General features: G+C 67.5%; 26 protein-coding genes. 12 read left to right on the top strand and 14 right to left on the bottom strand.

The features are described from left to right. Nucleotides 1-13 precede the first annotated feature (13 nt). From OYT95_RS29335 to OYT95_RS29315, 5 genes are all read right to left on the bottom strand, one after another. A complete protein-coding gene (locus OYT95_RS29335; RefSeq protein WP_268789789.1) occupies nt 14-1195 on the bottom strand; it encodes a thiolase family protein in 1182 nt (393 codons plus the stop codon). A 75-nt stretch (nt 1196-1270) separates the two neighbouring features. Next, on the bottom strand, nt 1271-1540 hold the full coding sequence (locus OYT95_RS29330) for a WhiB family transcriptional regulator (RefSeq protein WP_281272510.1): 270 nt from the start codon (nt 1538-1540) through the stop codon (nt 1271-1273). 385 nt (nt 1541-1925) lie between these two features. Further along, nucleotides 1926-3482, bottom strand: coding sequence for a GMC family oxidoreductase (locus OYT95_RS29325; protein WP_268789788.1), 1557 nt, complete (start codon nt 3480-3482; stop codon nt 1926-1928). After that, complete coding sequence (locus OYT95_RS29320) at nt 3479-5038, bottom strand: APC family permease (RefSeq protein WP_268789787.1); 1560 nt, start codon at nt 5036-5038, stop codon at nt 3479-3481. Before OYT95_RS29320 ends, OYT95_RS29325 begins: the two co-directional genes overlap by 4 nt. Nucleotides 5039-5065: 27 nt before the next feature. Further along, the gene (locus OYT95_RS29315; protein WP_268789786.1) at nt 5066-6568 is read right to left on the bottom strand and encodes an aldehyde dehydrogenase family protein; all 1503 of its coding nucleotides are present in this window, start codon (nt 6566-6568) and stop codon (nt 5066-5068) included. Between the two features lie 225 nt (nt 6569-6793). Here OYT95_RS29315 and OYT95_RS29310 point away from each other — a divergent pair, with 225 nt between their 5' ends. Continuing rightward, complete coding sequence (locus tag OYT95_RS29310) at nt 6794-7741, top strand: aldo/keto reductase (protein ID WP_112301842.1); 948 nt, start codon at nt 6794-6796, stop codon at nt 7739-7741. Nucleotides 7742-7743: 2 nt separating this feature from the next. Here the strand turns inward: OYT95_RS29310 and OYT95_RS29305 are convergent, their stop codons facing one another. Further along, on the bottom strand, nt 7744-8661 hold the full coding sequence (locus OYT95_RS29305; protein ID WP_037238614.1) for a tyrosine-protein phosphatase: 918 nt from the start codon (nt 8659-8661) through the stop codon (nt 7744-7746). A 226-nt stretch (nt 8662-8887) separates the two neighbouring features. Here OYT95_RS29305 and OYT95_RS29300 point away from each other — a divergent pair, with 226 nt between their 5' ends. The 4 genes from OYT95_RS29300 to OYT95_RS29285 are packed head-to-tail and all read left to right on the top strand — an operon-like array spanning nt 8888 to nt 11793. Continuing rightward, on the top strand, nt 8888-9664 hold the full coding sequence (locus tag OYT95_RS29300; RefSeq protein WP_037238612.1) for an SDR family oxidoreductase: 777 nt from the start codon (nt 8888-8890) through the stop codon (nt 9662-9664). A gap of 34 nt (nt 9665-9698) precedes the next feature. Further along, entirely contained in the window at nt 9699-10490 is a 792-nt protein-coding gene (locus OYT95_RS29295; protein ID WP_268789785.1) for an SDR family NAD(P)-dependent oxidoreductase, read from the top strand. Between the two features lie 45 nt (nt 10491-10535). Further along, nucleotides 10536-11348 (top strand): SDR family NAD(P)-dependent oxidoreductase, encoded by an 813-nt coding sequence (locus OYT95_RS29290; RefSeq protein WP_268789784.1) that lies wholly within the window; start codon nt 10536-10538, stop codon nt 11346-11348. 34 nt (nt 11349-11382) lie between these two features. Next, on the top strand, nt 11383-11793 hold the full coding sequence (locus tag OYT95_RS29285; protein ID WP_268789783.1) for a hypothetical protein: 411 nt from the start codon (nt 11383-11385) through the stop codon (nt 11791-11793). A 6-nt stretch (nt 11794-11799) separates the two neighbouring features. Here OYT95_RS29285 and OYT95_RS29280 read toward each other — a convergent pair whose 3' ends face one another. After that, nucleotides 11800-12411 (bottom strand): maleylpyruvate isomerase family mycothiol-dependent enzyme, encoded by a 612-nt coding sequence (locus OYT95_RS29280; protein ID WP_268789782.1) that lies wholly within the window; start codon nt 12409-12411, stop codon nt 11800-11802. Between the two features lie 112 nt (nt 12412-12523). Here OYT95_RS29280 and OYT95_RS29275 point away from each other — a divergent pair, with 112 nt between their 5' ends. Further along, on the top strand, nt 12524-13834 hold the full coding sequence (locus OYT95_RS29275; RefSeq protein ID WP_442972526.1) for a DUF222 domain-containing protein: 1311 nt from the start codon (nt 12524-12526) through the stop codon (nt 13832-13834). On the opposite strand, the gene OYT95_RS29270 is transcribed toward OYT95_RS29275, so the two are convergent. Further along, a complete protein-coding gene (locus tag OYT95_RS29270) occupies nt 13829-14242 on the bottom strand; it encodes a PPOX class F420-dependent oxidoreductase (RefSeq protein ID WP_112301836.1) in 414 nt (137 codons plus the stop codon). The genes OYT95_RS29275 and OYT95_RS29270 overlap by 6 nt on opposite strands. Next, on the bottom strand, nt 14239-15414 hold the full coding sequence (locus OYT95_RS29265) for a hypothetical protein (protein WP_268789780.1): 1176 nt from the start codon (nt 15412-15414) through the stop codon (nt 14239-14241). The genes OYT95_RS29270 and OYT95_RS29265 overlap by 4 nt, the downstream gene beginning before the upstream one ends. A 96-nt stretch (nt 15415-15510) precedes the next feature. On the opposite strand from OYT95_RS29265, the gene OYT95_RS29260 reads away from it, so the two are divergent. Continuing rightward, nucleotides 15511-16146, top strand: a complete 636-nt coding sequence (locus tag OYT95_RS29260; protein ID WP_268789779.1) for a hypothetical protein — start codon at nt 15511-15513, stop codon at nt 16144-16146. A 6-nt stretch (nt 16147-16152) separates the two neighbouring features. On the opposite strand, the gene OYT95_RS29255 is transcribed toward OYT95_RS29260, so the two are convergent. Both OYT95_RS29255 and OYT95_RS29250 read right to left on the bottom strand, forming a co-directional pair. Further along, a complete protein-coding gene (locus OYT95_RS29255) occupies nt 16153-17388 on the bottom strand; it encodes a type II toxin-antitoxin system HipA family toxin (RefSeq protein WP_268789778.1) in 1236 nt (411 codons plus the stop codon). After that, a complete protein-coding gene (locus OYT95_RS29250; protein ID WP_268789777.1) occupies nt 17388-17636 on the bottom strand; it encodes a helix-turn-helix transcriptional regulator in 249 nt (82 codons plus the stop codon). Before OYT95_RS29250 ends, OYT95_RS29255 begins: the two co-directional genes overlap by 1 nt. A gap of 199 nt (nt 17637-17835) precedes the next feature. Here OYT95_RS29250 and OYT95_RS29245 point away from each other — a divergent pair, with 199 nt between their 5' ends. Beyond that, complete coding sequence (locus OYT95_RS29245; RefSeq protein ID WP_037238585.1) at nt 17836-18606, top strand: deoxyribonuclease IV; 771 nt, start codon at nt 17836-17838, stop codon at nt 18604-18606. Here OYT95_RS29245 and OYT95_RS29240 read toward each other — a convergent pair. After that, on the bottom strand, nt 18603-20066 hold the full coding sequence (locus OYT95_RS29240) for a SulP family inorganic anion transporter (RefSeq protein WP_037204221.1): 1464 nt from the start codon (nt 20064-20066) through the stop codon (nt 18603-18605). The two genes, OYT95_RS29245 and OYT95_RS29240, sit on opposite strands and share 4 nt — an antisense overlap. Before the next feature lie 98 nt (nt 20067-20164). Between OYT95_RS29240 and OYT95_RS29235 the strand changes: the two genes are divergently transcribed. Genes OYT95_RS29235 through OYT95_RS29225 form a run of 3 tightly spaced genes read left to right on the top strand, consistent with a single transcriptional unit; the run spans nt 20165 to nt 22390 of the window. Next, nucleotides 20165-20953 carry an amino acid ABC transporter substrate-binding protein gene (locus tag OYT95_RS29235; protein ID WP_268789776.1) on the top strand — a complete coding sequence of 263 codons (789 nt, stop codon included), beginning with the start codon at nt 20165-20167 and terminating at the stop codon, nt 20951-20953. Between the two features lie 10 nt (nt 20954-20963). Further along, on the top strand, nt 20964-21632 hold the full coding sequence (locus OYT95_RS29230; RefSeq protein WP_037238579.1) for an amino acid ABC transporter permease: 669 nt from the start codon (nt 20964-20966) through the stop codon (nt 21630-21632). Next, entirely contained in the window at nt 21629-22390 is a 762-nt protein-coding gene (locus tag OYT95_RS29225; RefSeq protein WP_112301835.1) for an amino acid ABC transporter ATP-binding protein, read from the top strand. The genes OYT95_RS29230 and OYT95_RS29225 overlap by 4 nt, the downstream gene beginning before the upstream one ends. 4 nt (nt 22391-22394) lie before the next feature. On the opposite strand, the gene OYT95_RS29220 is transcribed toward OYT95_RS29225, so the two are convergent. Further along, entirely contained in the window at nt 22395-22889 is a 495-nt protein-coding gene (locus OYT95_RS29220) for a GNAT family N-acetyltransferase (protein ID WP_268789775.1), read from the bottom strand. 119 nt (nt 22890-23008) lie between these two features. Here OYT95_RS29220 and OYT95_RS29215 point away from each other — a divergent pair, with 119 nt between their 5' ends. Beyond that, nucleotides 23009-24256, top strand: a complete 1248-nt coding sequence (locus OYT95_RS29215; protein WP_268789774.1) for a lipase family protein — start codon at nt 23009-23011, stop codon at nt 24254-24256. Between the two features lie 3 nt (nt 24257-24259). Here OYT95_RS29215 and OYT95_RS29210 read toward each other — a convergent pair whose 3' ends face one another. Beyond that, nucleotides 24260-25111 carry a patatin-like phospholipase family protein gene (locus OYT95_RS29210; protein ID WP_128641612.1) on the bottom strand — a complete coding sequence of 284 codons (852 nt, stop codon included), beginning with the start codon at nt 25109-25111 and terminating at the stop codon, nt 24260-24262. Nucleotides 25112-25120 lie beyond the last annotated feature (9 nt).

The raw sequence follows: 25120 nt of genomic DNA, 5'->3' as shown, positions 1-25120 counted from the left end.
GTCTGCCCTGTTTCTAGATGCGCCGGAAGAGTGCGGCGAGGGCCTGTCCGCCGCCGATGCACATGGTGACGATGCCGAGTTCGAGGTCGCGGCGCACCAGGTCCTTCGCCAGGCGCAGGCTCAGGATCGCGCCGGTCGCCCCGACCGGGTGACCCAGAGCGATGGCACCGCCGTACGGGTTGGTCTTCTCCGGGTTCAGCTTCGCGTCCCGGATCACCGCGACCGCCTGCGATGCGAACGCCTCGTTCAGCTCGATCACGTCGATGTCGCCGGGGGTGGTGCCGGTCTGCTCGAACAGATTCGCCAGCGCCAGCACGGGGGCGTACCCCATCAGGGCCGGGTCCATCGCCGCGGTCGCGACGGCCTCGAGGGTGACCAGCCCGGTCAGACCTTTCTCCTGCGCCGCGGACGCCGTGGCCAGCACCAGCGCCGCGGCGCCGTCGTTGATACCGGACGCGTTGCCCGCGGTCACCGAGCCGCCCTCCTCGAACGCCGGCCGCAGCTTCGCGAGGGTCTCGAGGGTGGTGTCGGGCTTGGGGTGCTCGTCGACCTCGATCGTCTTCGGGCGGCGGCCCCCGATCTCGACCGGGGTGATCTCCTCGGCGAACGCGGCCCGGGCCGCCTCGGAGGCGGCGCGGCGCTGGGATTCGACGGCGAACTCGTCCTGCTGCTGCCGGCTCACGTCGTACCTGCGGGCGACGGCCTCGGCGGTGCGGCCCATGTGCACGCCACCGAACGGGTCGGTCAGGATCGCGACCGTGCCGTCCACGAGTGTGCGGTCACCGAGCTTGTAGCCCGAGCGGGCGGAGAAGTCGTAGAACGGCATCCGCGACATGCTCTCGTCGCCGCCGGCGAGGGCGAAGTCCACCCCACCCCAGCGCATCTGCTGCGCCGCCGACCAGACCGCCTGCAGCCCGGACCCGCACAGCCGGTTGACGGTGTACGCCGGCGTCTTCTCCGGAAGTCCCGCGGCCAGGGCCACGCGGCGGGCGTTGTAGGCGTCCGGCCCGACCTGACCGATGCAGCCCATCACCACCTCGTCGATGTCCTCACCCGGCACCCCGGCACGGTCGAGCGCGGCCTTCGCGGCGGTGGCACCCAGTTCGTGGGCGGGCACGTCCTTGAACGCGCCACCGAAGCTGCCGATCGGGGTCCTCGCGCCGTCGACTACCACGATCGGTTCAGGAGAATTCATGACGTGCCCTTCCGTCTCTCTACCAGTATTGGGGAGATAGTAGGACTTCAAAGTACCCAGCGGTTCACGCAGGGCCTAGATGCGGACCGTCACATCCGCGGTGCGGCCGGCGACAGGTCGCAGATGCGGGGACCCGAGCGATCGACGCTCACCGCGGCGGAGTCGCTGGGTGTGCTTTCGTCGGTCCGCTTCCGTCATGCCACCCCAGACTCCGTAGGGTTCACCCGCGCCGAGCGCGTGATCGCGACATTGCACGAGCACGGGGCAGGATTGGCAAATCTGCCGGGCCTGCGCTTCGCGCCGGTCACGGGCGTGGCCGCGCTCATTGTCAGGCGAGAAGAACACCGCCAGGTCGGTACCCTGGCACGCGGCACGCGCCTGCCAGCCAGTGGGATCACCGTCGGCATGTAGCTGTATTCCCGCTGACTCCGAAGGGCCTCGTCCGGATACTGCAGTGGTGTCGGTCGGCACGAGAGTCCCTCTTTCACTTCGTCGGCGGCAGACGAAATAGTCAGCACGCGGACGGTGTTCCGCGCTTTACCGCCGACGCCGCCCGGTCGTCACTTCAGCCTTCTCGACGAGCTGGTAAGAGAACACAGACATTCGCCTAGTCACACCTAGACACGAGCTAGCCGTTCGTGGCGGAAATGATTTGCGACGCGACCCGTTGGACCGATCACCCCGTGCGTGCCGTCCTCGAACCACGCGGCCTCACGAGGGGCCTGCAATTTCAGGTCCCGCGGATCAGATCGGCGCACTTCTCGGCCATCGTCATGACCGTGATGTTGGGATTGACGTAGGGCAGTTTCGGCATGGCGGACGCATCCACCACCCGCAGATTGTGGACGCCCTTCACCCGCAGTTCCGGATCGAGGACGGCCATCGGGTCGGTGGCCGCACCCATCCTGGCGGTCCCGGCGGGGTGGTACACCGTGTTGTGCGTCCGGTGCGCGTAGTCGATCAGTTCGTCGTCGGTGACCGCCTCCGGCCCGGGGGCCAGTTCCCTCGTGATCCAGCCGCGGAGAGGCTCCTGCTCGGCGATGCGGCGCGCCAGCCGGATCCCGGCGACCATCACGGCCTCGTCGTGACCGTCCGGGTCGGTGAAATACCGGGGATCCACTCTGGGACGATCCCGGAAGTCGCGGGAGCGGAGTCGCACCGTTCCGCGGGAGAGTCCCTGCGTGACGTTCGGGGTGAGGCAGAAACCGTTGTCCGTGGTGGGGTATCCCCACCGGAGGGTGTTCATGTCGAACGGCACGCTGCCATAGTGCATCATCAGGTCCGGGTGGTTCAGCCCCTCCTCGGTGGTGGCGAACAGTCCGATCTCCCACCACTGCGTGGACGTCTCGACCATCGGCCGGGACGCATCCCAGAACACCAGCCCCTCGACGTGATCGTCGAGATTCTGCCCGACGCCGGGAGCGTCGACCCGAACCTGCACACCCATCTCGCGCAGGTGCACCGTCGGCCCTATACCCGAGAGCATCAACAGCTTCGGCGTATCGATGGCCCCGGCCGTGACGATCACCTCGCGGCGCGCGGAGACGGTGTCGTACCCGGTGAGATCGGGGCGCTGGTACCGCACGCCGGTGGCCGTCAGCGCATCGTCGATGACGATCTCGCTGACCCAGCAGTCGGTGCGCACGTCGAGATTGGGGCGGGACCCGAGAATCGGATGCAGATAGGCGTGCGACGTCGACATGCGCGTGCCGTCCTCGGACGCGTTGATCTGGAACCACCCCGCCCCGTCGAGCACTGTCGTGCCCCGGTTGAACTGCACGGTGGGCAACCCGACCTTCGCCGCGGCCTCGAGCAGGGCGACGCCGCAGGGGTCGTGCGGCGGGACGTCGCGCAACCGCACCGGACCGCTGCGGCCGTGCTGCTCGCCGGGGGCGTCGTTGTTCTCGACCCGCGCCACGAGCGGCAAGACGTCCTTCGCGGCCCAGCCGGTGGCGCCGGCCGCCGCCCAGTCGTCGAGTGTCTCGGCAGGTGGCCAGAACGCGATGCACGAGTTGTGGGAGGAGCATCCGCCGAGCACCTTGGCGCGGGCGTGACGCATGAAACTGTTGCCCTTCTCCTGCGGCTCCACCGGATAGTCCCAGTCGTATCCGGAGTCCAGCAAGTGCATCCACTGCGACAGCTCGAGGACGTTGCGGTCACCGACGTCGGACGGCCCGGCTTCCACGAGGCAGACGGTCACCGAAGGGTCCTCGCTGAGCCGCGCGGCGAGCACACATCCGGCCGTTCCGCCGCCGGCGATCACATAGTCGAACACGGTGTCCGTCACGGCAGTTCACTCTCCGCCTCGTCCTTCGACGACGCCGCGTGCGAGGCGAGGCATCCGATGTGGTTGCGGCCCTTCACCGCATACCAGAGGAGGCCGAGCCCGAGAATGATGCCGATGTAGACGAACGCACCCCACGTGTTGTACCAGGGAGTGCCGTACACCTCGGGGCGCGGCCACGCCAGATTGAGCGCCATCCCCACTCCCCACAGCACGGCGAAGATGTTCACCGGAAGCCCCCACCGGCCCATCGTGAAATAGCCGCTCTCCGCGAGTTCCTTCGGCGGCCAGTGCCCCTGCAGTCGCTTCTTCAGCAGCGGACCGGTGACCATGAGGTACGCCAGGTAGATCATGATGATCGCGATCGACGTCAGCACCGTGAAGATCTGGGGCTGGCCGATGTTGATCACAAGGATGAACGCCGCGAGCACACCGATCACGATGGCGGGGACCACGGGCGTCTGATGCTTCGGGTTGACGTGGGCCAGACGTTCCCCGAAGGGCAGCGCGTTGTCGCGGGCCATCGCGAACGTGAGCCGGATGGCCGCGGCGTGCACTGCGAGCGAGCACACCGTGACCGCGACGACGATGCAGACCAGGAAGATCTTCCCGAGCGGTCCCCACATCACCTGCTCGACGATGTACTGCAGGCCGCCCTCACTGCTGCCGATCAGCGGATCCTCGAGGTCGGGGGCCGACATGACGGCGAACACCAGGATCGCCCCGCCGATCACGAACGAGGCGAGGATCGCCCGCAGGATCGCCTTGGGCGCCGTCCGTCGTGGGTCGACGGTCTCCTCGCCGAGCGAACTCGCGGTGTCGAATCCGTACATCACGTACCCGGACGCGAGTGACGCCACGAGGAAGACGGTCAGGTAGCCGCCGCTCTCCCCGGCGCCGTAACCGTGGGTGGAGAAGAACACCTCCGGACCGCGAGTGATGTTGGCAGCGAGGATGATGGCGATGAGGACGGCCGCGATCAGTTCGACGAACACACCCGAACTGTTGATGAGAGCCATCAGTTTGACGCCGAACGCGTTGACCGCAGTGGTGAACGCGATCATGACGGTGCCGAGAATGACGGCATTCGTGGCGAAGTCGTACTCACCGCTGCCGTCACCGACGATCTGGAACCCGCTCCACAGCCTCGGCAGGTTGAGTTGCAGCGCGAGCACGACGGCGGAGAGGGTCACGATCGACGCGGTGAGCATCAGCCAGCCCGACGACCAACCCACGATCCTGCTGCCGAGCAGCTTGGCCCAGTTGTAGACCGATCCGGCCACGGGGTACTTGGCGGCGAGTTCCATGAAACACAGGGCGACCGCCATCTGCCCGACGAACACCATCGGCCAGGACCACAGATACGCCGGCCCCGCGGTGCCGAACCCGAAGTAGAACAACTGGAACGTGCCGGTGAGAATCGAGATGTAGCTGACTCCCGCCGCGAAACTGGCGAATTTGCCGAGGCTGCGGTCCAATTCCTGTTTGTACCCCAGTTCGCCGAGTCCACTGTCCCCCGGCGCACCTCCGTCACCCACTGCTCCGTGCCGAGTAGCCATGGTTCTCTCGCCTCTCCGTGCGCCGACCTAGCCGTTGTCGAACCACCCCGCCGCCGTGGGCGAGGTGTTGTGCCAGATATGTTTGGTCTCCTGGTATTCCGCCAGACCGGTGGGGCCGAGTTCGCGCCCGTTCCCCGACATCTTGAAGCCGCCCCACTCGGCGGCCGCGGTGTAGTAGCCGAAGTCGTTGAGCCACACCGTGCCGTGACGCAGACCCCGCACCATCCGCTCACCCCGCGCGCTGTCGGCGGTCCGGACGCCCGCGGCGAGGCCGTACTCGGTGTCGTTGCCCAGTCGCAGCGCCTCCTCCTCCGTGGTGAAACGCTCGACGGTGAGGATCGGTCCGAACGTCTCCTCCTGCACGAGCCGCATGGTGCGGTCGCAGTGGTCGAAGATGGTGGGCAGGTAGTAGCTCCCGTCCGCCAACGCGGGATCGGAGGGGCGGGCTCCCCCGGTCACCAACCGGGCACCCTCGGAGAGGCCGAGCGCCACGTACCTTTCGACCTTCTCCCGGTGGGCCTCCGATACCAGCGGGCCGGTTCGGCTCGCGGGATCGAGACCGTTGCCCATCCGGATCTTCTCCGCCCGTGCGGCGAGCGCGGCGACGAACCGGTCGGCGATGGACTCCTCGATGATCAGGCGGGTTCCCGCCGAACACACCTGACCGGAATGCAGGAACACTCCCGTGAGCACCTGGTCCACCGAGTCGTCTCCGTCCGCGTCCGCGAAGACGATGTGCGGATTCTTGCCACCGAGTTCCACCGCCACCTTGGTGACGTTCTTCGCCGCGGTCTCGAGGATGACGCGTCCGGTGGCCAGCCCGCCGGTGAACGAGATGAAGTCGACGTCGGGGGTGCCCGTGAGTGCGGCACCCAGGACCGCGCCGCTGCCCTGCACGAGGTTCACCACCCCCGCGGGGACACCTGCCTCGGCGATCAGCGCGGTGAACGCGATGGTGCTGAGCGGGGTCACCTCGCTCGGTTTGAGAACCATGGTGCATCCGGCGGCCAGCGCGGGCGCCACCTTCCACGAGATCTGCAGCAGCGGGTAGTTCCACGGCGCGATGAGCACGCACACGCCGATCGGCTCGCGCACCACCCGGCTGATCACCTCGGGCCGACCGACATCGACAAGATTGTCGGCTTCGACCGCGGCGAGTTGCGCGTAGTACCGGAACACCGACACCACGTCGTCGATGTCGATCCTGCTCTCCTCCAGAGTCTTTCCGGTGTCGAGCGTCTCGATGCGTGCGAGGGCCTCCTTGTCGCGCTCGAGGAGATCGGCGATCCTCGCGACCAACGCCGTGCGCTCGGCGACGGGTGTGCGGGGCCAGGTTCCCTCGTCGAAGGCCGTGCGGGCCGCGGCGACTGCGCGGGTCGCGTCCTCCGGGGAGGCCTCGTCGACGGTGGCGACCACCGAACCGTCGGCCGGATTGATGCAGTCCCGGGTCTCCCCGGAGCTGGAGCGGATCCACTGCCCGTCGACGAACAGGCCCGTGTTCAAGAGGTCATCGATCGACTGGTCCTGCATCACTCAACTCCGTGTCTCGCCGGAACGAACGCACCCCCTTTACGGTATGCCGTCGGAGTCGCGGTGGGCGGGGATCGCGCACACATGTCCGATTCGCGGCGGTATCCGTCGCCGAGGAGACTGTGTCCGGTAGCCGGACGCGCGTGCGCCTAGCGGCTGCGATAGCGTCGTCAGGCGAACTATTCGCACATTCCCGGACAGGACACACCTAGAAACGGAGCACCCGTGGTCGCGATCGGCAACTCGGATCTGGACATCTTTCCCCTGGCCCTCGGTGGTAACACCTTCGGCTGGACCAGTGACGAACCGACGTCGTTCGAGATCCTCGACGCCTTCGCCGCAGGCGGCGGCAACTTCGTCGACACGGCGGACTCGTACTCCGCGTTCGCCGAGGGCAACTCCGGCGGCGAGTCCGAGACCGTCCTCGGCAACTGGATGGCGTCCCGCGGCAACCGCGACCACATGGTGATCGCCACCAAGGTCAGCCAGCACCCGGAGTTCAAGGGCCTGGCGCCCGCCAACGTCCGCGCGGCGGCGGAGGCATCCCTGAAGCGGCTGCAGACCGACCACATCGACGTCTACTACGCCCACTTCGACGACGCCGACACACCCCTCGTCGACACACTCGGCGCGTTCGACGAACTGGTCCGCGACGGGCTCGTCCGCCACGTCGCCATCTCCAACTACTCACCCGAGCGCATCCGCGAGTGGCTGTCCCTGACGGCCGAGAACGGCTTCGCGGCCCCGATCGCGCTGCAGCCCCACTACAACCTGGTGCACCGCCACGACTACGAGCCCGAGGTGGCCGCGATCGCCACCGAGAACGGCCTGGGCGTCTTCCCTTACTACTCGCTCGCCGCCGGCTTCCTGGCGGGCAAGTACCGCACCCAGGCCGACCTGGACGGTCAGCCCCGCCAGCGGATGGCAACCCGCTACTTCTCCGAGACCGGCCTCGCCGTCGTCGACGCCCTGGCCGAGATCGCCGAGACACACTCGGCGGAGATCTCCACCATCGCGCTGGCGTGGCTCCTCACCCGGCCCGGCATCACCGCGCCGATCGCGAGCGCGAGCCGCCTCGAACAACTTCCCGCCCTGCTCGACGCCCCCACCGTGACCCTGACCGCATCCGAGATCAGCCGGCTCACGACTCTCTCGGACGCGATCGGTGCCTGACCTCAGCTCAGCAGCTTGCCCCGGAGCCGGTCGACGGTCGCCGCACTCAGACCGAGCCCCTCGGTGAGATAGCGGTCGACCGTGCCGTACTGCTCGGTGAGCCGGCCGAGCCCGGCCTCGAGGTAACTCCGGTCGACGCCGAGCAGCGGCTGGTAGATCTGCGCCACCGCCTCACCGCGGCTGGCGGCGATCTGGTCGTACGTGACCTTCATCGACGCGGCGGTGTAGTCGTTGGTGAGCAAATAGTCGTCGAAGATGGTGTCCTGCGGAACGCCCGCGATGGAGAGCAGCAGCGCGGACGCCCAGCCGGTGCGGTCCTTGCCCGCCGTGCAGTGGAAGACCTGCGGTCCGTCGGTGTCGGCCAATGACGTCAGGAGCTGCGCGAACCCGGCCCGGGTCGCCGCGTCGTCGACGAAGCTGCGGTTCATCTGCTGCATAAACGCGACTGCGTCGGCGGGCGACTTCAATTGCGCGACTGCGGCACCCAGGTCTCCCGACAGGATGGGGATGCCGAGGTACCGCGGCCCCGCCGGGAGCCGGTCGGGCTTCGCCGCCACCTCTTCGACGGTCCGCACGTCGTACACCGCGGTCAGTCCGAGCCCGGTCAGGACGGCGAGATCCTGATCGTTCGGAACCAGCGCGTTCGAACGGTAGAACAGCCCCCTCGTGACGTGTCCGCCGCGGGCCGTGGCGTACCCCCGGCCCGATCCCCCGACGTCGCGGAAATTGTCGACCGACGCCAGTCGCGGTGTCTCGACGACCGGGCCCGCGCTCCCGAAGTCGGACGAACCGAATCCCGGAAGACTGATTCCGGGCAGCGACAGTGGGTCCGCCGAAGCGAGCGCAGGCGTGCCGAAACCCGCGAACAGGACGCTGCCGGTGATCAGCACCGCGGCGGTGGAGGTGACGCGTCGAGACATAGGGGAAGCCTTTCGATGGGCTGTCGGGGAGATCCGCTCGTCCGGCATGTCCGGAACGTCAGCGGGTAACCCACATCACAGTGGTCGGACGTTTCCCGTGGCTACGAGTTGTTCCGATCACCGGGAGAACCCGTTTCCCGCCGGCGGCGCCCACAGCAGACTCGGGCCGTCGGCAGCCGACGTGCCCGACGAACGTGACTCTTTGACGACGAGGATGTGAGCTGAGATGACCGAGACCGCACAGCAACTGGCGGGGAAGGTTGTGATCGTGACCGGGGCGGCGCGGGGGCTCGGCGCAGCCTTCGCCCAGCGCATCGTCGACGAGGGCGGCAGCGTCGTGGTCGGCGACGTTCTCGACGACGACGGCCGCGCGACCGTCGACAAGCTCGGCGACCGGGCGCGGTACAGCCACCTCGACGTCACCGACCCGCAGCAGTGGCAGGCCGCGGTCGACATGGCGACGAGCGAATTCGGACGCGTCGACGGCCTCGTCAACAACGCCGGCATCTCCACCGGCCAATACATCGAGCACGAACCGCTCGAACACTTCCGGACGGTCCTCGACATCAACCTGACCGGCGTCTTCAACGGCCTGCAGGCCGTGATCGGCCCGATGCGCGCCGCCGGCGGCGGATCGATCGTCAACATCTCCTCGGCCGCCGGGCTGATGGGACTGGCGCTCACCGCCGGCTACGGCGCGTCCAAGTGGGGCGTACGCGGGCTCACGAAGATCGCCGCCGTGGAACTGGGCACCGACCGGATCCGCGTCAATTCCGTCCACCCCGGAATGACGTACACCCCGATGACCGCGGGCCTCGGGATCCAGCAGGGCGAGGGCAACTACCCGAACACCCCCATGGCCCGGGTCGGGGTGCCCGAGGAGATCGCCGGTGCCGTCGGGTTCCTGCTGTCGGATGCGTCCACGTACGTCACCGGAGCGGAACTGGCCGTCGACGGCGGATGGACCGCCGGGCCGACCGTCAAATACGTCATGGGCCAATGAGATCGAATTCGGAAACACACGAGGAGCACACACGATGAATCGATTCGACAACCGGCGGATCCTGGTGACCGGAGCCGCGTCGGGTATCGGACAGGCCACCGCCCTCCGACTGCTGGAGGAAGGCGGCACCGTCGTGGCCGCCGACGTGTCCGAGGACGGCCTCGCGCGGACGGCGGAACTGGCCGAAGCGGCAGGCACGGCGGGACGCCTCAGCGTCGCCGCAATCGACATCGGCGACGAGAAGTCCGTCATCGACGGTGTGAGCCGCAGCGTCGAGAAACTCGGCGGACTGGACGTACTCGTGAACGCCGCGGGCATCCTCCGCGCCTCGCACACCCACGAGACGCCGCTGGACCTGTGGAATCAGGTGATCGGAATCAACCTCACCGGCACGTTCCTCATGGTCCGCGAATGCCTGCCCGCGCTGCTACGCAACGAACGCAGCGTGGTTGTGAACTTCAGTTCCACGTCCGCCGCATTCGCCCACCCCTACATGGCCGCGTACGCCGCGAGCAAGGGCGGCATCCAGTCGTTCACCCATGCGCTGGCTCTCGAATACGGCAAGCAGGGTCTGCGCGCCGTCGGTGTCGCCCCCGGCAGCATCAAGACCGGCATCACCGACGCCACATCCGGATACGTTCCGTCCGATGCCGATTGGAGCCTGTTCGCCAAACTCTCACCCATCCTGCCCACCACCCTGGAATCCGGTGGCGCGGCCATGGGCGGACCCGAGCAGGTCGCCGGAGTCGTCGCCATGCTCGCCTCCGACGACGGCGCGTTCGTCACCGGAACCGAGATCCGCATCGACGGCGGAACCCACGCCTGACCGGTGAACCCTTGCGCCTGCGACGGCGGCACGTAGGTTGGACACATGAGTCTGCCCACCCCTGCCGCCGATCGCACCGCGCTCGTCACCGGAGCGTCGTCCGGGATCGGCGCGGCCCTCAGCCGTGAACTCAGCCGCCGCGGTCACCAGGTGGTGCTCGTCGCCCGCCGGGCCGAGAAGTTGGAGGAACTGGCCACCGAGCTACGGGCCGCGGGTGGTCGGGCGCATGTGCTGGGTGCCGATCTCTCCGACCGCTCGGCCCGCGCGACACTGCTCGACCGGGTGGGCGCACTCGGACTCACCCTCGACATCCTCGTCAACAACGCCGGCCTGTCCACGCTCGGCCCGGTGGCCGCGTCCGATCCGGACGCCGAGATGAACATGATCGAGGTCGACGTCATGGCCGTCGCCGACCTCTGCAGCCGCGCCCTGCCCGGCATGGTGCAACGGCGCCGGGGAGCCGTCCTCAACGTCGCGTCCACGGCCGCGTTCCAGCCGCTGCCCGGGCAAGCCGCCTACGCCGCAGGCAAGGCCTTCGTCCTCTCCTACACCGAGAGCCTCACCGGCGAGCTGAAGGGCACCGGCGTCACGGCGACCGCCCTCTGCCCCGGGCCCGTCGACACCGGATTCGGTGAGACAGCCGGCTTCGCGAAGGAAGACGCCGAAGCCGCACTGCCCAGCTTCATGTGGGAAAGCCCCGAATCCGTGGCCAAGACCGGAATCGACGGCCTCGACAAGGGGCACATGATCGCCATCCCCGGCCTCGCGAATCGCGCCGCTTCCGTGTTCGCCCACCTCGCGCCGAACAAACTCCTCGTCCCCGTCCTGGCCAGCCGCCATCCCGGTTTGCGGACGTAAGTATCGGCCACCGGTTTACTGTGGCCTGGTGGAGATGACTACCGCTACTCGCCGATTCGCACAGATCACCGCGACCGTGGCCGTCGCCGCCGCCGCCCTTCTCGGGAGCGCCGGTGTGGCCGCCGCCGACGAATGGCCGCCGGTACCCACCGAGCCCAGCCCGGTCGCGCCGTTCGACAACCAGAACTTCCTCACCCCCGCCGACCTCGACTATTGGAATCCGCTCGTCAGCGCAAATCGGCTCACCTCGCCGTTCGGAACCGCCAACCGCATCGTCTGCACCGGATTCCACGGCGTGCTGCTCGACTGCTGGCAAGCCGATCAGAACGGTCAACCACACAAACTCGTCAAGCTGTCCATGGACTTCCCCGGATCGCTCGGCGCCACCCTCCCCGGCGGAGGTCCCGGACACTTCGTCTACCCGGGCTTCATTCCGGGTATCTGAACCGGACTACAAAGGTTCGCCCTCGACCCGTCCTGCGGGCAGCGTGCGGCCGCAGATCATCAGTGCGAGATCCTCGCCCGTTCCCCGTAATTCGGCGCCCGACCCGTACGACCACTCGAGGTCCGTCGCCCGCAGGCCGCGTCCCTCGATGTCGATGCCGAAATTCGAGTGCCCACCGCCCGCCGTGAGATCGTTGAGGACGACGCGCATCGTCTCCTCCGGCACTCGTCCCGAAACGCCGAGCGGCACGGTGGCGTCGAGACCGTGGATCACCACATGGTTGAGCGCGCCGTGATAGCCGCCGCCCGGCGGAGTCCACCGGCGCATGATGTCCGAGCGCAGGTTGGCGACGAGTTCCGCCGGCGCCAATTCGGCGTCGCTACGGGCGATCTCGTTGGAGAGCCGGGTGAAATCGAACTCGCACTCACGCAGGCGCACCATGAACTGCTCCTCGGAGTATCGCGCCGCCATGGTGAGATGCGCGACCACTTCTCGAATCCGCCAGCCCTCGCACAGCGACGGCGTGTTCCATTCCGCATCCGAGATTCCGTCGAGCAGATCGGCCAGTGCCGAGAACTCGTTCGCAACCGCCCACTGCAGATCGCCGTCACCGGTCATCGCACCCAGCCCCCACATCTTTCTCGACGAGAGTTCCCACGCCCACCGTAGACCGAATCCCCCGAGTATTGCCTTGGTCGAACAAGATTGATATGGTCGAACATACATTCGAATGGCCTTGGGGGAGGTTGTTGTGGGGGAAGTGATGGCGGCGGATCTGGACGAGTTGCGTGCGTTCACGGCGCGGCTGCGATGCGTCGAGGCGGGCGGGGACGCCGGGTTGGGGATCGAGTGGCTCGATGCGATCGAGTCGTTGAAGTCGGTCGGGTGTGCGGTGCAGGCGGTGATCACCGACGGCGTCGCGACGAATATTCGTGCCGATCGGAGGGCTCGAGGGCTGCCGCGGGCGGACTGGGGCCGCGGGATTGCGTCGCAGATTGCGTTGGCGCGCAGAGAATCCCCGAATCGTGGCGGTCGGCATCTCGATTTCGCGCAGGCCCTGGTGCACGAGATGCCCCACACCCTGGCCCTGTTGCGGTCGGGCCGGTTGAACGAATGGCGCGCCACGTTGCTGGTGCGGGAGACGGCGTGCCTGTCGGCGCAGGATCGGGGAAACGTGGACCGCCGGTTGTGCTCGGACCCGGCCACTCTCGACGGGGTCGGCGACCGCGGGCTGATCGCGCAGGCGAAAGCGTTGGCGGTGGAACTCGACGCCGCGGCGGTCGTGCGGCGGCATCGTAAGGCGGTGTCGGAGCGTCGGGTGACGACCCGTCCGGCGCCGGATTCGATGGCCTATCTGAGCGTGCTGATGCCGGTCGAGCAGGCGGTGTGTTTGCAGGCCACGCTCGGCCGGGATGCGGACAGCCTGATCGCCACCGGCAACAGTGGAGGTCGCACCCGCAATCAGCTGATGGTGGACCTGTTGTTCGAGCGCGGCACCGGAGCGTCAGTGGCGTCGGGTGTGCCGGTGGCGGTGAACCTCGTGCTCTCGGACGAGACCTTGCTTGCCGGTGGGCACGAGGCCGCGCAGTTGCAGGGGTTCGGGCCGGTGCCGGCCGGAATCGCCCGGCAACTCGTGGCGGACGCCCTTGATGGTGACGTGGAGACGTCGGTGCGGCGGGTGTATTCGTGCCCGCAGTCGGGGGCGTTGACGGCGATGGAATCGCAGTCGCGCACCTTCCCGAAGAGTCTGCGACAGCTGATCGACCTCCGCGATCAGACGTGTCGCACGCCGTGGTGTGATGCGCCGATCCGCCACCACGACCACATCCGCTCCAGCCGAGAATCCGGTCCCACGACGGCAGACAACGGGTCCGGGCTCTGCGAGGCATGCAACTACGCGAAAGAAGGCGACGGATGGACCGCCCGACCGGTACACAACCCCGGCGGCACCCACCTCATCGACCTCGGCACCCCGACCGGGCACCACTACCGCTCGGCCGCGCCGCCGCTCCCGGACCCGGCGCATCTGCGCGCGTCATGAGGTGGTGGGGGTTACCCTCTCGGTCACCGGGGTGATCCGCAACAGCACCCGCGGCTTCTGCCGACGCGCGAGGACGCGTTCGACGAACATGACGATCCGGTATTCCAGTCCGTACGCGTCCCGGATCGTGTCGGCCATCCTTCGGCTGATGGACTCGTCGGTGACGATCTCGGCCACTGCGGCAACCGGATCGACCCCAGCGTCCACCCTTCCTCGCCGAGAGCACGGGCGAAGTTCGACGCTCCCGTTGTTGCGTAGCCGCTTCACCTTTCCACTTTCCTCCGGAGTGGTGACGATGAGAGCGTCGCCGTCACGCGCGATCCAGACCGGCGTCGACACGGGCTCCCCGGACCGGCGGAACGTGGTGAGGGAGACGAACGATTCGTCTCCCAGCGCAGTGAATGTCACTTGTTCCCACCCGACCAGGCTGTGAGTTCGGCGATGTCTCCGTACAGCGCCGACTGGTAGGTGAGCATCAGCTCCTCCACCCCGCCGAACTGATCGCCGACGTGATGGGTGTTCTCCGCCGACAGCTCACGGTCGCCGGAACGTGAGATGAGTTCGTCGATGCGGCTGTCGAGGCTCATCGCCCGGTTGACCGCCAGCACGGACCGCAGCTGCACCTCGGCTCGGGACAGCAGGTCGCCGATTCGTGCGAGTGCGGCGACGCGGTCGACCAGTTGATCCCATACCGGCTTCAGCGCGTTCTGCCGGGCCTCGATCTGTTGACGGGCCGTGTCGGAATGGGTGGCGTGCAGCGCTTCGTCGAGTTCGGTCCGGATTCCGCGCAGCGCCACGGTGTCGACGGCGATCTGTGTCAGTTCTTCGGCGAGGTCGAGTTGGTACCGCTGGATCGCGAAGTGCTCCGAATGCCAGACCGCGGAACCGTCGATCCTGTCGAAGAGCATCCCCGCCAGGTAGAGCAGGGTGTCGTACGAGTCGGCGAATCTGTCGTTGTCGAGATCGACGCCCCTGCCGATGGCGTCGGCGACGCGTCGGCCGACCGCGGCCATCGGGGTGTTTTCGGCCGCCTGCCCGAGGCGTTCCGCCGCGGTGCCGCGGGCGTAGTTGCCTGCACGTTCGAGCGCGGTGCCGGCGATCGGCGCGGGTGTGCGTTGCAGCGCCCGGAACAGCGCCTCACGCTGGTCGAGGTCGAGATGGACACCCTCACGCCGATCCCGGCGCATCGCCCGGACACCGTTGCCGTAGTGCGCCGGCGACATCACGACCGCGGACCGAGACGACTGCAGCTTGCGGCCCAGTTCGGTGGCACGGTATTTGAACAGTAGTTGCGTAGGTCCGGGACGCAGGCTGTCGGCGCGGCGCGCCACCTGGTGGTACTCGTCCGTCAGCAGACGCAGTGCCCCGAAGCCGCCGATCGACGGGACTGTGCGGCCCGCGCGACGCCGGTGGGTGAGTACCTGCCGGGTGGGCGAATCGAGGTGTCCGGCGGCGATCAGCACGGCAGCGGCGTCCGACAACGGGGCGTGTGTGCCCGTGATCGCGGATCGTTCACACCATTGGCGGACCTGCAGGGAGATGCGTGCACGCCGCTCCTCGTACTGGGTGCTTTCCGACATCGGACCTCCTGGCCGTTCACTGGTCACCACTGTCCCAGAATTTCGTCCGACGCGCCGCGACCGCTCGAGGCGGGGTGCGGTTCTAGGCTCTCCCTCATGACCTTCACGGTGCGTGCGGTGCTTCTGTTCGCGACGGCGTTGGTGGTGGCTGGTTGCGGTCGCTCGGTCGACGGATCCCCCGAGACCGGTGCCGTCGCGGGGCCCGCGACCACCTCGGCGGTGACGACCGCACCGAAGACGACCACCACAACGACGCGCACTACAACCACCACGACCACGAGCCCCACCACCACGACGACCACGACCACCACGACCACCCCGGCCCAGGCAAACCCGCAGACGTTTGCGGGCACCGCGGCGGGGAGCTACTACTTCACGACGCCGAGCACCAAGTTCCATTGCGCGATCCTCACCGGCGGCGACGTCCCGACCGCCGGCTGTCACGGGCCGATGCCGGCGTCGGCGCCGAAGGTGCCGGGCGCGGGCGCGTCCGGCACCCCGGTGACGCCCAACGCGATCGAGGTCGCCGGTAGCCGCCCCGGTCAGTTCGCCAGCGCCGGCGACCCCCGGTACTACCCGCTCGATCGATCTGCCGCCCCCGCACTGTCGTACGGCACCGCGTTGGAGGTGAACGACTTGACGTGCCTCGTCGACGAGACGTCCGGGGTCACCTGTCGCAGCGATGCGGGCCACGGATTCACGCTCTCGGACAGCGCGTTTCGGGTGTGGTGAGCCGGCTCAGCCCAGTTCGTCCGAGCGCCGCTCCATCAGCGTGCGCAGCTGGGCATTCTCCTTGGCGGTGAAGCCGATCGTCTCGATCTCCTCGATGCCACGGCGGATGCCCTTGCGGACGCCGTCGAGCATTCTGGTGACCGCGCGTTCGGGGACACCGAGCCTGCCACCGGATTCGACGAAGTGCCTGCGGTTCAGCTTGTTCGCCTTGCCGTAGAAGTCGAGGGCCATCGGGTCGCGCCACCCGAGGTATGGCTGGGTGCACAGCAGGTCGTAGGCGGGTGTGACACTCCACAACCCCGATTCGGCGAGCTGCACCGAGAAGTTCTTGCCGTGCAGGTCACCGTTGCCGATCGCGTACGAGTAGGCCACCAGCCGAAGTAGTTCCAGGGTGGCCACCCGCGCCGAACCGCCGCCGCGCTCACACACGCCGGCGAGTGCGGTGATCACGTTCTCGGTCTTCAGCCGGTACTTGGCGGCGGGGAACATCCCCATCACCTGGCACGCATCCTCCTGGGGTGTGCGGATGACGCGGCCGGACGAATCGACTCGCCGGTCGAAACGGGCGACGAGCAGACCGGCATTGCCTTTCCTGTCGCGCACCAGCTGGTGGTCGGCGACGGGCAGCCCGCACTGCGCGGCGAGTCCCATGAAGAAATGCTCGTTTTCGACCAGCTGCGGATACCCCTGCGGTGGCGAGAGTTTGAGGATGGCGGGACCCTTCTCGGTCGCGATCGGCGTCGAGTACATCTGAGCCGACACCTTTGCCTGCACCCCGGGCAGCGAGGTGGGGTCCAGCTTCACCGCCTCGTGCCCCGACATGTGCTCGAACAGCGCGCGCAGGTCCTGGCGTTCGACCGCGTCGGGGTCGAACACCGGTGCGGTCTCGGGCGGTGGTACCCCCGCGGGCAGCACGCGCACGTCGCCGATCGTGTCGGCCCCGACCGCCATCAGGATCGTGAGGTGATCGTCCTCGGACGTCTTGGTGGCTGCCACCGCGCCCCGCAGCCGGATTCCTTCGGGAAGGAGACCCGCGAAGAACGGCGGGACGCTGCCCCCGCTCGCGCGCACGTCGGTCGACGATGTGGGAATCGTCCACGCGACTTGCGGGGCGCCGGGGTCCTGCAGGTACGCGGCGTCGTAGCGGAAAACGACGTCACCGCCCTCCCGCACGAGACTGCCCGCGAGGCGCTCACCCTTGTAGACGTCGGCCCGGTCGACGTTGCTGAGGTTCTCGACCATCAGGACTCCACCTCGACACCCGAGCGGGTGACGAGCGCCAGACGGCACCCCATTGCGTCCGCGACGGCGTCGACGAGATCCAGTTGAACGGTCCCCCGACCCGATTCGATCGACTGCACGCTCGACCTCGACACCCCGGCCAGGTCGGCCAGCTCTGCCTGCGTCAGCCCGAGCTGGTGTCGCCGCGCCACGAAACCGTCGGCGATCCCGCCGGTCTCGGTTCGCTCGCGGCGGCGTGGGGTAGCCATGAAGCCTCCTTGATCGGTGACAATGCTTGTCGACGGATGCTTAACGCCAGTGTGCGCCGATTCTGTCCCGAAGTCCATGCCTATGACTGCCAATGCAAGCTTAACGTGCGAGAAAGGCGGAAAGGGGATCATCTCCAGCTTTAAGCCTGCGATGACAAGCACAAGCTGCGTCGACGCACCCACCCCCTACCCTGAGTACATGCGCATAGGAGCACACGTCCGCCAGGACGAAGATCCGATCGGATACGGCGAACGGCTCGGCGCCGACGTCATTCAGATGTTCCTCACGGACCCGCAGAAGTGGGAGAAACCGCCGACGCATCCGCGGACCGACGAGATCCGGAACAGCCCGATCGACGTCGTCGTGCACTCGTCGTACGTGATCAATGTGGCCAGCCTCAACAACAGGCTCCGGATGCCCTCCCGTAACGCCGTCGCGCAGCAGGCCCAGGCCGCCGCCGACATCGGCGCGGTCGGGCTGGTGGTCCACGGCGGGCACGTGCGCGACGGCGAGGACGTGAACGCGGGGATCGTCAACTGGCGCAAACTCTTCGAACGCCAGGCCGACAAGGGTGGATTCCCGGTCCCCATCCTCATCGAGAACACGGCAGGCGGCGACTTCGCGATGGCACGGCACTTCGACGCCATCGACCGGCTGTGGCAGGAGGTCGGCGATTTCGGTGCCGGATTCTGCCTCGACACCTGTCACGCATGGGCGGGCGGTGAGGAGCTGGTGGGTGTCGTCGAACGCATCAAGGCCATCACCGGACGCATCGACCTGGTGCACCTCAACAACTCCCGTGACGAGTTCAACTCGGCCCGCGACCGGCACGCCAACCTCGCCGACGGAACCATCGACCCCGAACTGCTCGCCGAGGTCGTGCGTACCGCCGATGCGCCGGTCGTCCTCGAGACGCCGGCGGAGGGACTCGCCGAGGACCTCGCGTACCTGCGGGAAACCGCAGGTTAGTCGCCCAGGCGGCCGGTCAGCCTGCGGTACCGCTCCTCGCTGACCGGATTCAGGCCCTCCACCGTGACGTCGGTGCCGCGACTCGCGTACTTGGTGGTGATGCCGTCGAGGGCGGCCACGGTGGACGCGTCCCAGATGGTGGCGCCCGACAGATCGATCACGACGCGGCCGGGGTCGTCGGCGTAGTCGAACGAGAACACGAGGTCGTTGGACGAGGCGAAGAAGAGCTGACCGCTCACCCGGTACGTCTTGACGTCGCCGTCGAGTTCGCCGCGCACGTCCACCATGTGGGCCACCCGGCGCGCGAACAGAACCATCGCCACCAGCACGCCGACTCCCACACCGACCGCGAGATTGTCGGTGGCCAGGGTGCCCGCCACAGTGCTGAGCATCACCATCGTCTCGCTCAGCGGCATCCGCCGGAGCGTGCGGACGCTGTGCCAGTCGAAGGTCGTGGCGGCCACCAGCACCATCACGGCGACGAGCGCGGCCATCGGAATGGTCCCCACCACGTCGCCGAGCCCGACCACGAGAATCAGCAGAAACGCACCCGACAGGAACGTCGACAAGCGGGTTCGCGCCCCACCGGTCTTGACGTTGATGATGGTCTGCCCGATCAGTGCGCACCCGCCCATGCCGCCGAAGAGTCCGGTCACGATGTTCGCGACGCCCTGGCCCCACGACTCCCGCGTCTTGTCCGAATGTGTGTCGGTGACGGAGTCCACGAGTTTGGCGCTCATCAAGGATTCGAGCAGTCCGACGACGGCCATCGCCAGCGCGAACGGGGCGATGATCTTCAGGGTGTCGACCGTGAGCGGAACGTCCGGCAGCCCGATCAGGGTCGGCAGTCCGTCGGGCAGTTCACCCTGGTCCCCGACGGTGGGCACCGCGACACCGGCGAGGACGGTGAACGCGGTGAGACCGACGATCACCAGCAGCGGGGCGGGCACCGCCGTGGTCAGCTTCGGGATCCACACGAGCAGCGCCAGACCGGCGGCGAGGAGCGCGTACACCGCCCATGGAACGTTCGTCAGGTACGGGAACTGGTGAACGAAGATGAGGATTCCCAACGCGTTGCAGAACCCGACCATCACGCTGCGAGGCAGGAACCGCATGAGCCGCGCCACCCCGAGGACGGCGAGGAGGATCTGCATCGCACCGCCGAGGAAGACGGCAGCAATGAGGTACTGCAATCCGTGTGATGCCATGAGCGGGGCCAGCACCAGCGACACCGAACCGGTGGCCGCGGAGATCATCGCGGGACGGCCACCGGTGAACGCGATGGTCATCGCCATGATCGCGGCGGTGAACAGCCCCACCCGCGGATCGACACCCACGATGATGGAGAACGACAACGCCTCCGGGATGAGCGCCATCGCCACGACGAGCGCGGACAACGACTCGATACGAAACACCGTCGGATGCAGCCACACCGGCCGTCGGAGAGCGAGAGAGGGCACGACGCGACAATCCTTCTTCCTGAGGGGACCCGGAAGATCCTATCCGGGTAGCGTTCGACCAGTACGGTTAGCTGATCCGCCGACAGAGGAGGAACCCCGTGCGACGCACACTTCCGGCCGTCCTGATCACCATCCTGACCGCGCTGTCGCTGGCGGGGTGTGGGAACTCCGACTCGGGGCCGGTCATCGACCAGGTTCGCGAGGCCGGGGTCCTGAAGGTCGGCACCGAGGGCACGTACACACCGTTCAGCTACCAGGGTCCCGACGGTCAGCTCACCGGGTACGACGTGGATGTCATCCGCGCGGTCGGTGACAAGCTCGGTGTCTCCGTCGAGTTCACGCAGACACCGTGGGACTCGATCTTCGCGGGCCTCGAAGCGAAACGCTACGACCTCGTCGCCAACCAGGTGACCGTCAACGACGAACGCACCCAGAAGTACGACCTGTCGACGCCGTACACCTACTCCGAGGGTGTGATCGTCACCCGCGCCGACGACAACTCGATCACCTCGCTCGCCGACCTGAACGGCAAGACGACGGCGCAGTCGGCGACCAGCAACTGGGCGCAGGTCGCCAGGGACGCGGGTGCGAACGTCGAATCCGTCGAGGGCTTCGTGCAGGCCATCACGCTGCTCAAGGACGGCCGCGTCGACGCCACCGTCAACGACAATCTGGCCGTCGCCGAATACCAGAAGCAGACGAGCGACACCGGTGTGAAGGTAGCCGCCGAGACCGGGGACACGAGCGAGCAGGCGTTCGCCGCCCGCAAGGACAGCGGTCTGATGCCCGACATCGACAAGGCCCTGGACGAACTGCGCGGCGACGGAACCCTCGCCCAGATCTCGCAGAAGTACTTCGGCACCGACGTCTCGGCACCGACCAACTGAGAGCCTGCCTGTGGACGACGCAACAGTCCAGCTGATTCTGGACAACCTGTGGCCGATGCTGAAGGCCACCGTCACCATGACGATTCCGTTGACGATCATCAGCTTCAGCATCGGGCTCGTCATCGCGTTGCTGGTGGCGCTCGCGCGGATCTCGTCGATCAGACCGCTGTCGGTGATCGCCCGGTTCTACGTCTCCATCATCCGCGGCACGCCGCTCCTGGTGCAGTTGTTCATCGTGTTCTACGCGCTGCCCCAATTCGGCGTGGTTCTCGACCCCTTCCCGGCGGCCGTGATCGCGTTCAGCCTCAATGTCGGCGGGTACGCCGCCGAGGTGATCCGGTCGGCGATCCTGTCGATCCCCAAGGGGCAGTGGGAAGCAGCGCAGACCATCGGGATGGGGTACACCACCACATTGCAGCGGATCGTCCTGCCGCAGGCCGCACGGGTCGCGGTGCCGCCGCTGTCGAACACACTGATCTCGCTGGTGAAGGACACCTCGCTGGCATCGACGATCCTGGTGACCGAACTGCTGCGCGTCGCCCAGCTCGCCGCCGCACCGACGTTCGACTTCTTCGCGCTCTACAGCGTCGCCGCGCTGTACTACTGGGTGATCTGCATCTTCCTGTCGGCCGTCCAGGGCCGGCTCGAAGCCCGACTCGACAGGTATGTGGCCAAATGACCGACACCCCTCCCCTGCTTCAGGTATCCGGCGTCGAGAAGTCGTTCGGCGACCATCACGTCCTGCGCGACATCAGCTTCGACGTCGGGGCAGGTACGGTGACCGTCATCATCGGGCCGTCGGGCTCCGGCAAGACGACGGTGTTGCGCACCCTCAACGCCCTGGACGTGGCGGACCGCGGGACGATCTCCATCGGCGACGTGTCCGTGGACTTCGGCGCCAAGGTGGACCGGTCGACGCTGGCCACGTTCCGCGGGCAGAGCGGCATGGTGTTTCAGGCCCACAACCTGTTTCCGCACAAGACGGTGATCCAGAACGTCACCGAGGGCCCGATCGTGGTGCAGAAACGCCCCAAGGCTGAGGCGCACGCGGACGCGATGCGGTTGCTCACCCAGGTCGGCCTGGCGGAGAAGGCCGACCAGTACCCGTACCAACTGTCGGGCGGTCAGCAGCAGAGGGTCGGTATCGCCCGGGCGCTCGCCCTGAAGCCGAAACTGATGTTGTTCGACGAGCCCACGTCCGCACTCGACCCCGAACTGGTCGGCGAGGTGTTGCGGGTGATCCGGGATCTCGCGACCGAGGGCTGGACGATGGTGATCGTCACCCATGAGATCCGGTTCGCGCAGCAGGTGGCGGACCAGGTGCTGTTCGTCGACAACGGTGTCGTCCTCGAGCGCGGCACACCGAAAGACGTGCTCGCCAATCCGACCGGGCCGAGGCTGCGCCAGTTCCTGCACCGGATCCTCGACCCGCTGTGAACGGTCAGTGCAGGGATTTCTCCATGAGCACGACGCTCGGCCATTCCACGTCGAAGTCCCTGCGACCCACCAGGAAGAAACCCTGCTCCTCGTAGTAGTCGCGTAGCCGGGCGTTGGTTTCGACGCACTCGAGCCGGACGACGGACGCGTCCTGGGAGCGGGCGTGCTCGTCGACCCACCGGAGCAATTGGGCGCCGAGTCCCGCGCTGGCGTGCCGGCGATCGGTCATGACCCGGGCCACGTACGCGGCCGGGATGTCGTCCTCGATCCACACGTCCGGATCGGATCGCAGCACCCGCAGCGCCCCCACCACGATCCCCGCGAACAACGCGACACGCCATTCCCCGAACTCGATCTGTTCACGAACGTCGGCGAGCGACACCTCACCCCGGGCGGGTGCGTCGAGTTCCCTGGCCAGGATCCAATCCTCAGCGTCCCAGTGCATCTGAACGATGTCTTCAGCCTGCTCGAGTACTGCCCGCTCCACGGTGACCGCCATGCACACACAGTAACCACCCCGCAGCGAAAACAAACCACCGCTGTACCCGTGTCGATCTGCGATGATGTGACTGGAGTTACAGTTACATTCTGGGACAGTTACCTCAGGCGGTGGTAGCGATGAAGCTGTTTCGTGCAGTGGTCCTGATGACACTCTCCACCTGCGCAGCCGCGTTCGTCTGCGCCCACCCTCCACGTGCCTCCGCCCAGCCCCTGGGGACCGAATCCATTCTCCCGTCCCCCATTCTGGACGACGACTTCTTCGCGTGGCCACCGAACGTCGCGGAGTTCGGTGCAGGCGAGATCATCCGCTCACGGCAATTGACGCTCCGGGCATTCCCGAACACGCTGGTGCCGCACCGGGCCCACCAGATCATGGTGCGTTCCAACGATTCCAAGGACCGTCCCGTGCCGGTGACCGCGACGGTCCTGGTGCCGACCGCGGCGTGGACGGCACCGGGACCGCGACCGGTGGTCGACTACAACATGCCCATCGACTCCCTCGGCGCCCGGTGCACCCCGTCCTACAAGATGGTGCACGACTGGCAGACCCTCGACCTGGACATCCCACCGGTGCTGTCGCTGTTCCTCGCGAAGAACTACGCGGTGCTCGTGCCCGACCACCAGGGACCGCGGATGGCGTACAGCGCGGGACGAATGGCCGGTCATGCCGTGCTCGACAGCATCCGCGGCATGAAGCGTCTACCCGGCCTCGGGCTCTCGGACAGTCCGGTCGTCGCGACGGGATACAGCGGTGGTGCGATCGCCACCGGCTGGGCAGCGCAACTGCAACCGTCGTACGCGCCGGACGTCGAACTCGCCGGCGCCGCTGCAGGCGGGATACCCGCCGATTTCGGTTTGCTGCGCAGGACGATGAACGGCCAGCTCGGTTCGGGTCTGTACCTGTCCGCCGTCCTCGGGCTCGCCCGCGAGTACCCGGAAATGCTGACACTGGCGAATCCGCTCGGTGTGCTGCTGGCGACGTCCCCGTTGAAGGACCAGTGCATCCTGGCGCTCGCACCGGCGGGGATCGCCTCGCTGCCCGCCGAACTGTTCGCGGCCGCGCCCGATCCGTTCGGCAGTCCCACGGCCCGAACGGTGGTCGCAGAGAACAGGATGGGCGCGCTCACCCCGGCCACACCGGTGCTGCTGTATCACGGGTCGTCGCGAGTGTTCCTCGGCGACGAGTGGATTCCGGAGGACGGGGTGATCGCGCTGCAGCAGGAGTGGTGCCGCGGCGGCGGCGACGTCACCTACGCCCCGCAGTTCGGCGAGCACCTCACCGCGGCCGTGTTCGCGCTACCCGAGGTGGTGCGCTGGATCGACGAGCGACTTGCCGGGGTGCCTGCGGCCGCGGGGTGCCGCTGACGGTTATCCGTGCACGTGCGGCAGCAGCAGATCGGCCTGACCGACCTCGACGACCCGCGCCTCGTCGAGCCACTTCGCGGTCTGCTCCCGAGCCCGCGTGATCAGCTCGTCGGCGTCGCCGAAGTCGGCGGGACTCGTGTCCAGCGGGCACAGCGGGGGCACCACCCGGATGTCGGCGGCGCTCTCGTACCGCTCGATGTCGAGGGCGAGCCGCTGATTGATCGCGAGGGTCACACCGAGCAACCCCATGCCCAGGGCACTTCCGGGGACCTTCGACAGGGTGCAGGCATATCCGGTGGGGAGCACCCACACGGTTGTGGCCCCCAGCTCGATCGCATGGGAGATGGGGGTGTTGTTGACGACCCCACCGTCCATCAGCGCCCGGCCGTCGATCACCACGGGTGGGAGGATGCCGGGCAGCGCCGCGCTGGCGGTGACGGCGTCGACGGCGGGCCCCGTCGACAGCCGGACGTCCTTGCCGGTCAGGACGTCGGCGGCGATGACGTGCAGCGGGATGGGCGCGTCCTCCATCCGCTCGAACCGGAGATTCTGCTCCAGCAGCCTCCGGATGGCGCGGTTGGACACCAGATGGTTCCGGAGGCCGACGAAACCGGTGAATCCGGTGAGCAATCCGGTGGGGAACACCGCACTGCGGGTGAGACCGCGCCACAGATCTGCGAGTTCACGCAGGTCCGAGTCGGAGGAGCCGCCGGCGAGCCAGGCGCCGTTGAGCGCGCCGACGGACGTGCCGACGATGAAGTCCGGCCGAATTCCCCTGCCGATCAGGGTCTGCAACATGCCGACCTCGATGGCACCGAGGCTCGCCCCACCCGACAGAACGAAAGCTGTTGTCATGCCGCCACC

It is taken from the genome of Rhodococcus sp. JS3073, assembly GCF_026810085.1.
Lineage (GTDB): Bacteria > Actinomycetota > Actinomycetes > Mycobacteriales > Mycobacteriaceae > Rhodococcus_F > Rhodococcus_F wratislaviensis.
The sequence above is the reverse complement of the archived record's forward strand: the minus strand, read 5'-3'. Positions and strand labels throughout refer to the sequence as shown.

Bases quoted from the DNA above. Each gene is read 5' to 3' on its own strand.
- OYT95_RS29335 (WP_268789789.1), bottom strand. From the start codon at position 1,195: ATGAATTCTCCTGAACCGATCGTGGTAGTCGACGGCGCGAGGACCCCG.
- OYT95_RS29320 (WP_268789787.1), bottom strand. From the start codon at position 5,038: ATGGCTACTCGGCACGGAGCAGTGGGTGACGGAGGTGCGCCGGGGGAC.
- OYT95_RS29315 (WP_268789786.1), bottom strand. From the start codon at position 6,568: ATGCAGGACCAGTCGATCGATGACCTCTTGAACACGGGCCTGTTCGTC.
- OYT95_RS29305 (WP_037238614.1), bottom strand. From the start codon at position 8,661: ATGTCTCGACGCGTCACCTCCACCGCCGCGGTGCTGATCACCGGCAGC.
- OYT95_RS29300 (WP_037238612.1), top strand. From the start codon at position 8,888: ATGACCGAGACCGCACAGCAACTGGCGGGGAAGGTTGTGATCGTGACC.
- OYT95_RS29295 (WP_268789785.1), top strand. From the start codon at position 9,699: ATGAATCGATTCGACAACCGGCGGATCCTGGTGACCGGAGCCGCGTCG.
- OYT95_RS29290 (WP_268789784.1), top strand. From the start codon at position 10,536: ATGAGTCTGCCCACCCCTGCCGCCGATCGCACCGCGCTCGTCACCGGA.
- OYT95_RS29285 (WP_268789783.1), top strand. From the start codon at position 11,383: ATGACTACCGCTACTCGCCGATTCGCACAGATCACCGCGACCGTGGCC.
- OYT95_RS29280 (WP_268789782.1), bottom strand. From the start codon at position 12,411: ATGACCGGTGACGGCGATCTGCAGTGGGCGGTTGCGAACGAGTTCTCG.
- OYT95_RS29275 (WP_442972526.1), top strand. From the start codon at position 12,524: ATGGCCTTGGGGGAGGTTGTTGTGGGGGAAGTGATGGCGGCGGATCTG.
- OYT95_RS29265 (WP_268789780.1), bottom strand. From the start codon at position 15,414: ATGTCGGAAAGCACCCAGTACGAGGAGCGGCGTGCACGCATCTCCCTG.
- OYT95_RS29260 (WP_268789779.1), top strand. From the start codon at position 15,511: ATGACCTTCACGGTGCGTGCGGTGCTTCTGTTCGCGACGGCGTTGGTG.
- OYT95_RS29255 (WP_268789778.1), bottom strand. From the start codon at position 17,388: ATGGTCGAGAACCTCAGCAACGTCGACCGGGCCGACGTCTACAAGGGT.
- OYT95_RS29250 (WP_268789777.1), bottom strand. From the start codon at position 17,636: ATGGCTACCCCACGCCGCCGCGAGCGAACCGAGACCGGCGGGATCGCC.
- OYT95_RS29245 (WP_037238585.1), top strand. From the start codon at position 17,836: ATGCGCATAGGAGCACACGTCCGCCAGGACGAAGATCCGATCGGATAC.
- OYT95_RS29225 (WP_112301835.1), top strand. From the start codon at position 21,629: ATGACCGACACCCCTCCCCTGCTTCAGGTATCCGGCGTCGAGAAGTCG.
- OYT95_RS29220 (WP_268789775.1), bottom strand. From the start codon at position 22,889: ATGGCGGTCACCGTGGAGCGGGCAGTACTCGAGCAGGCTGAAGACATC.
- OYT95_RS29215 (WP_268789774.1), top strand. From the start codon at position 23,009: ATGAAGCTGTTTCGTGCAGTGGTCCTGATGACACTCTCCACCTGCGCA.
- OYT95_RS29210 (WP_128641612.1), bottom strand. From the start codon at position 25,111: ATGACAACAGCTTTCGTTCTGTCGGGTGGGGCGAGCCTCGGTGCCATC.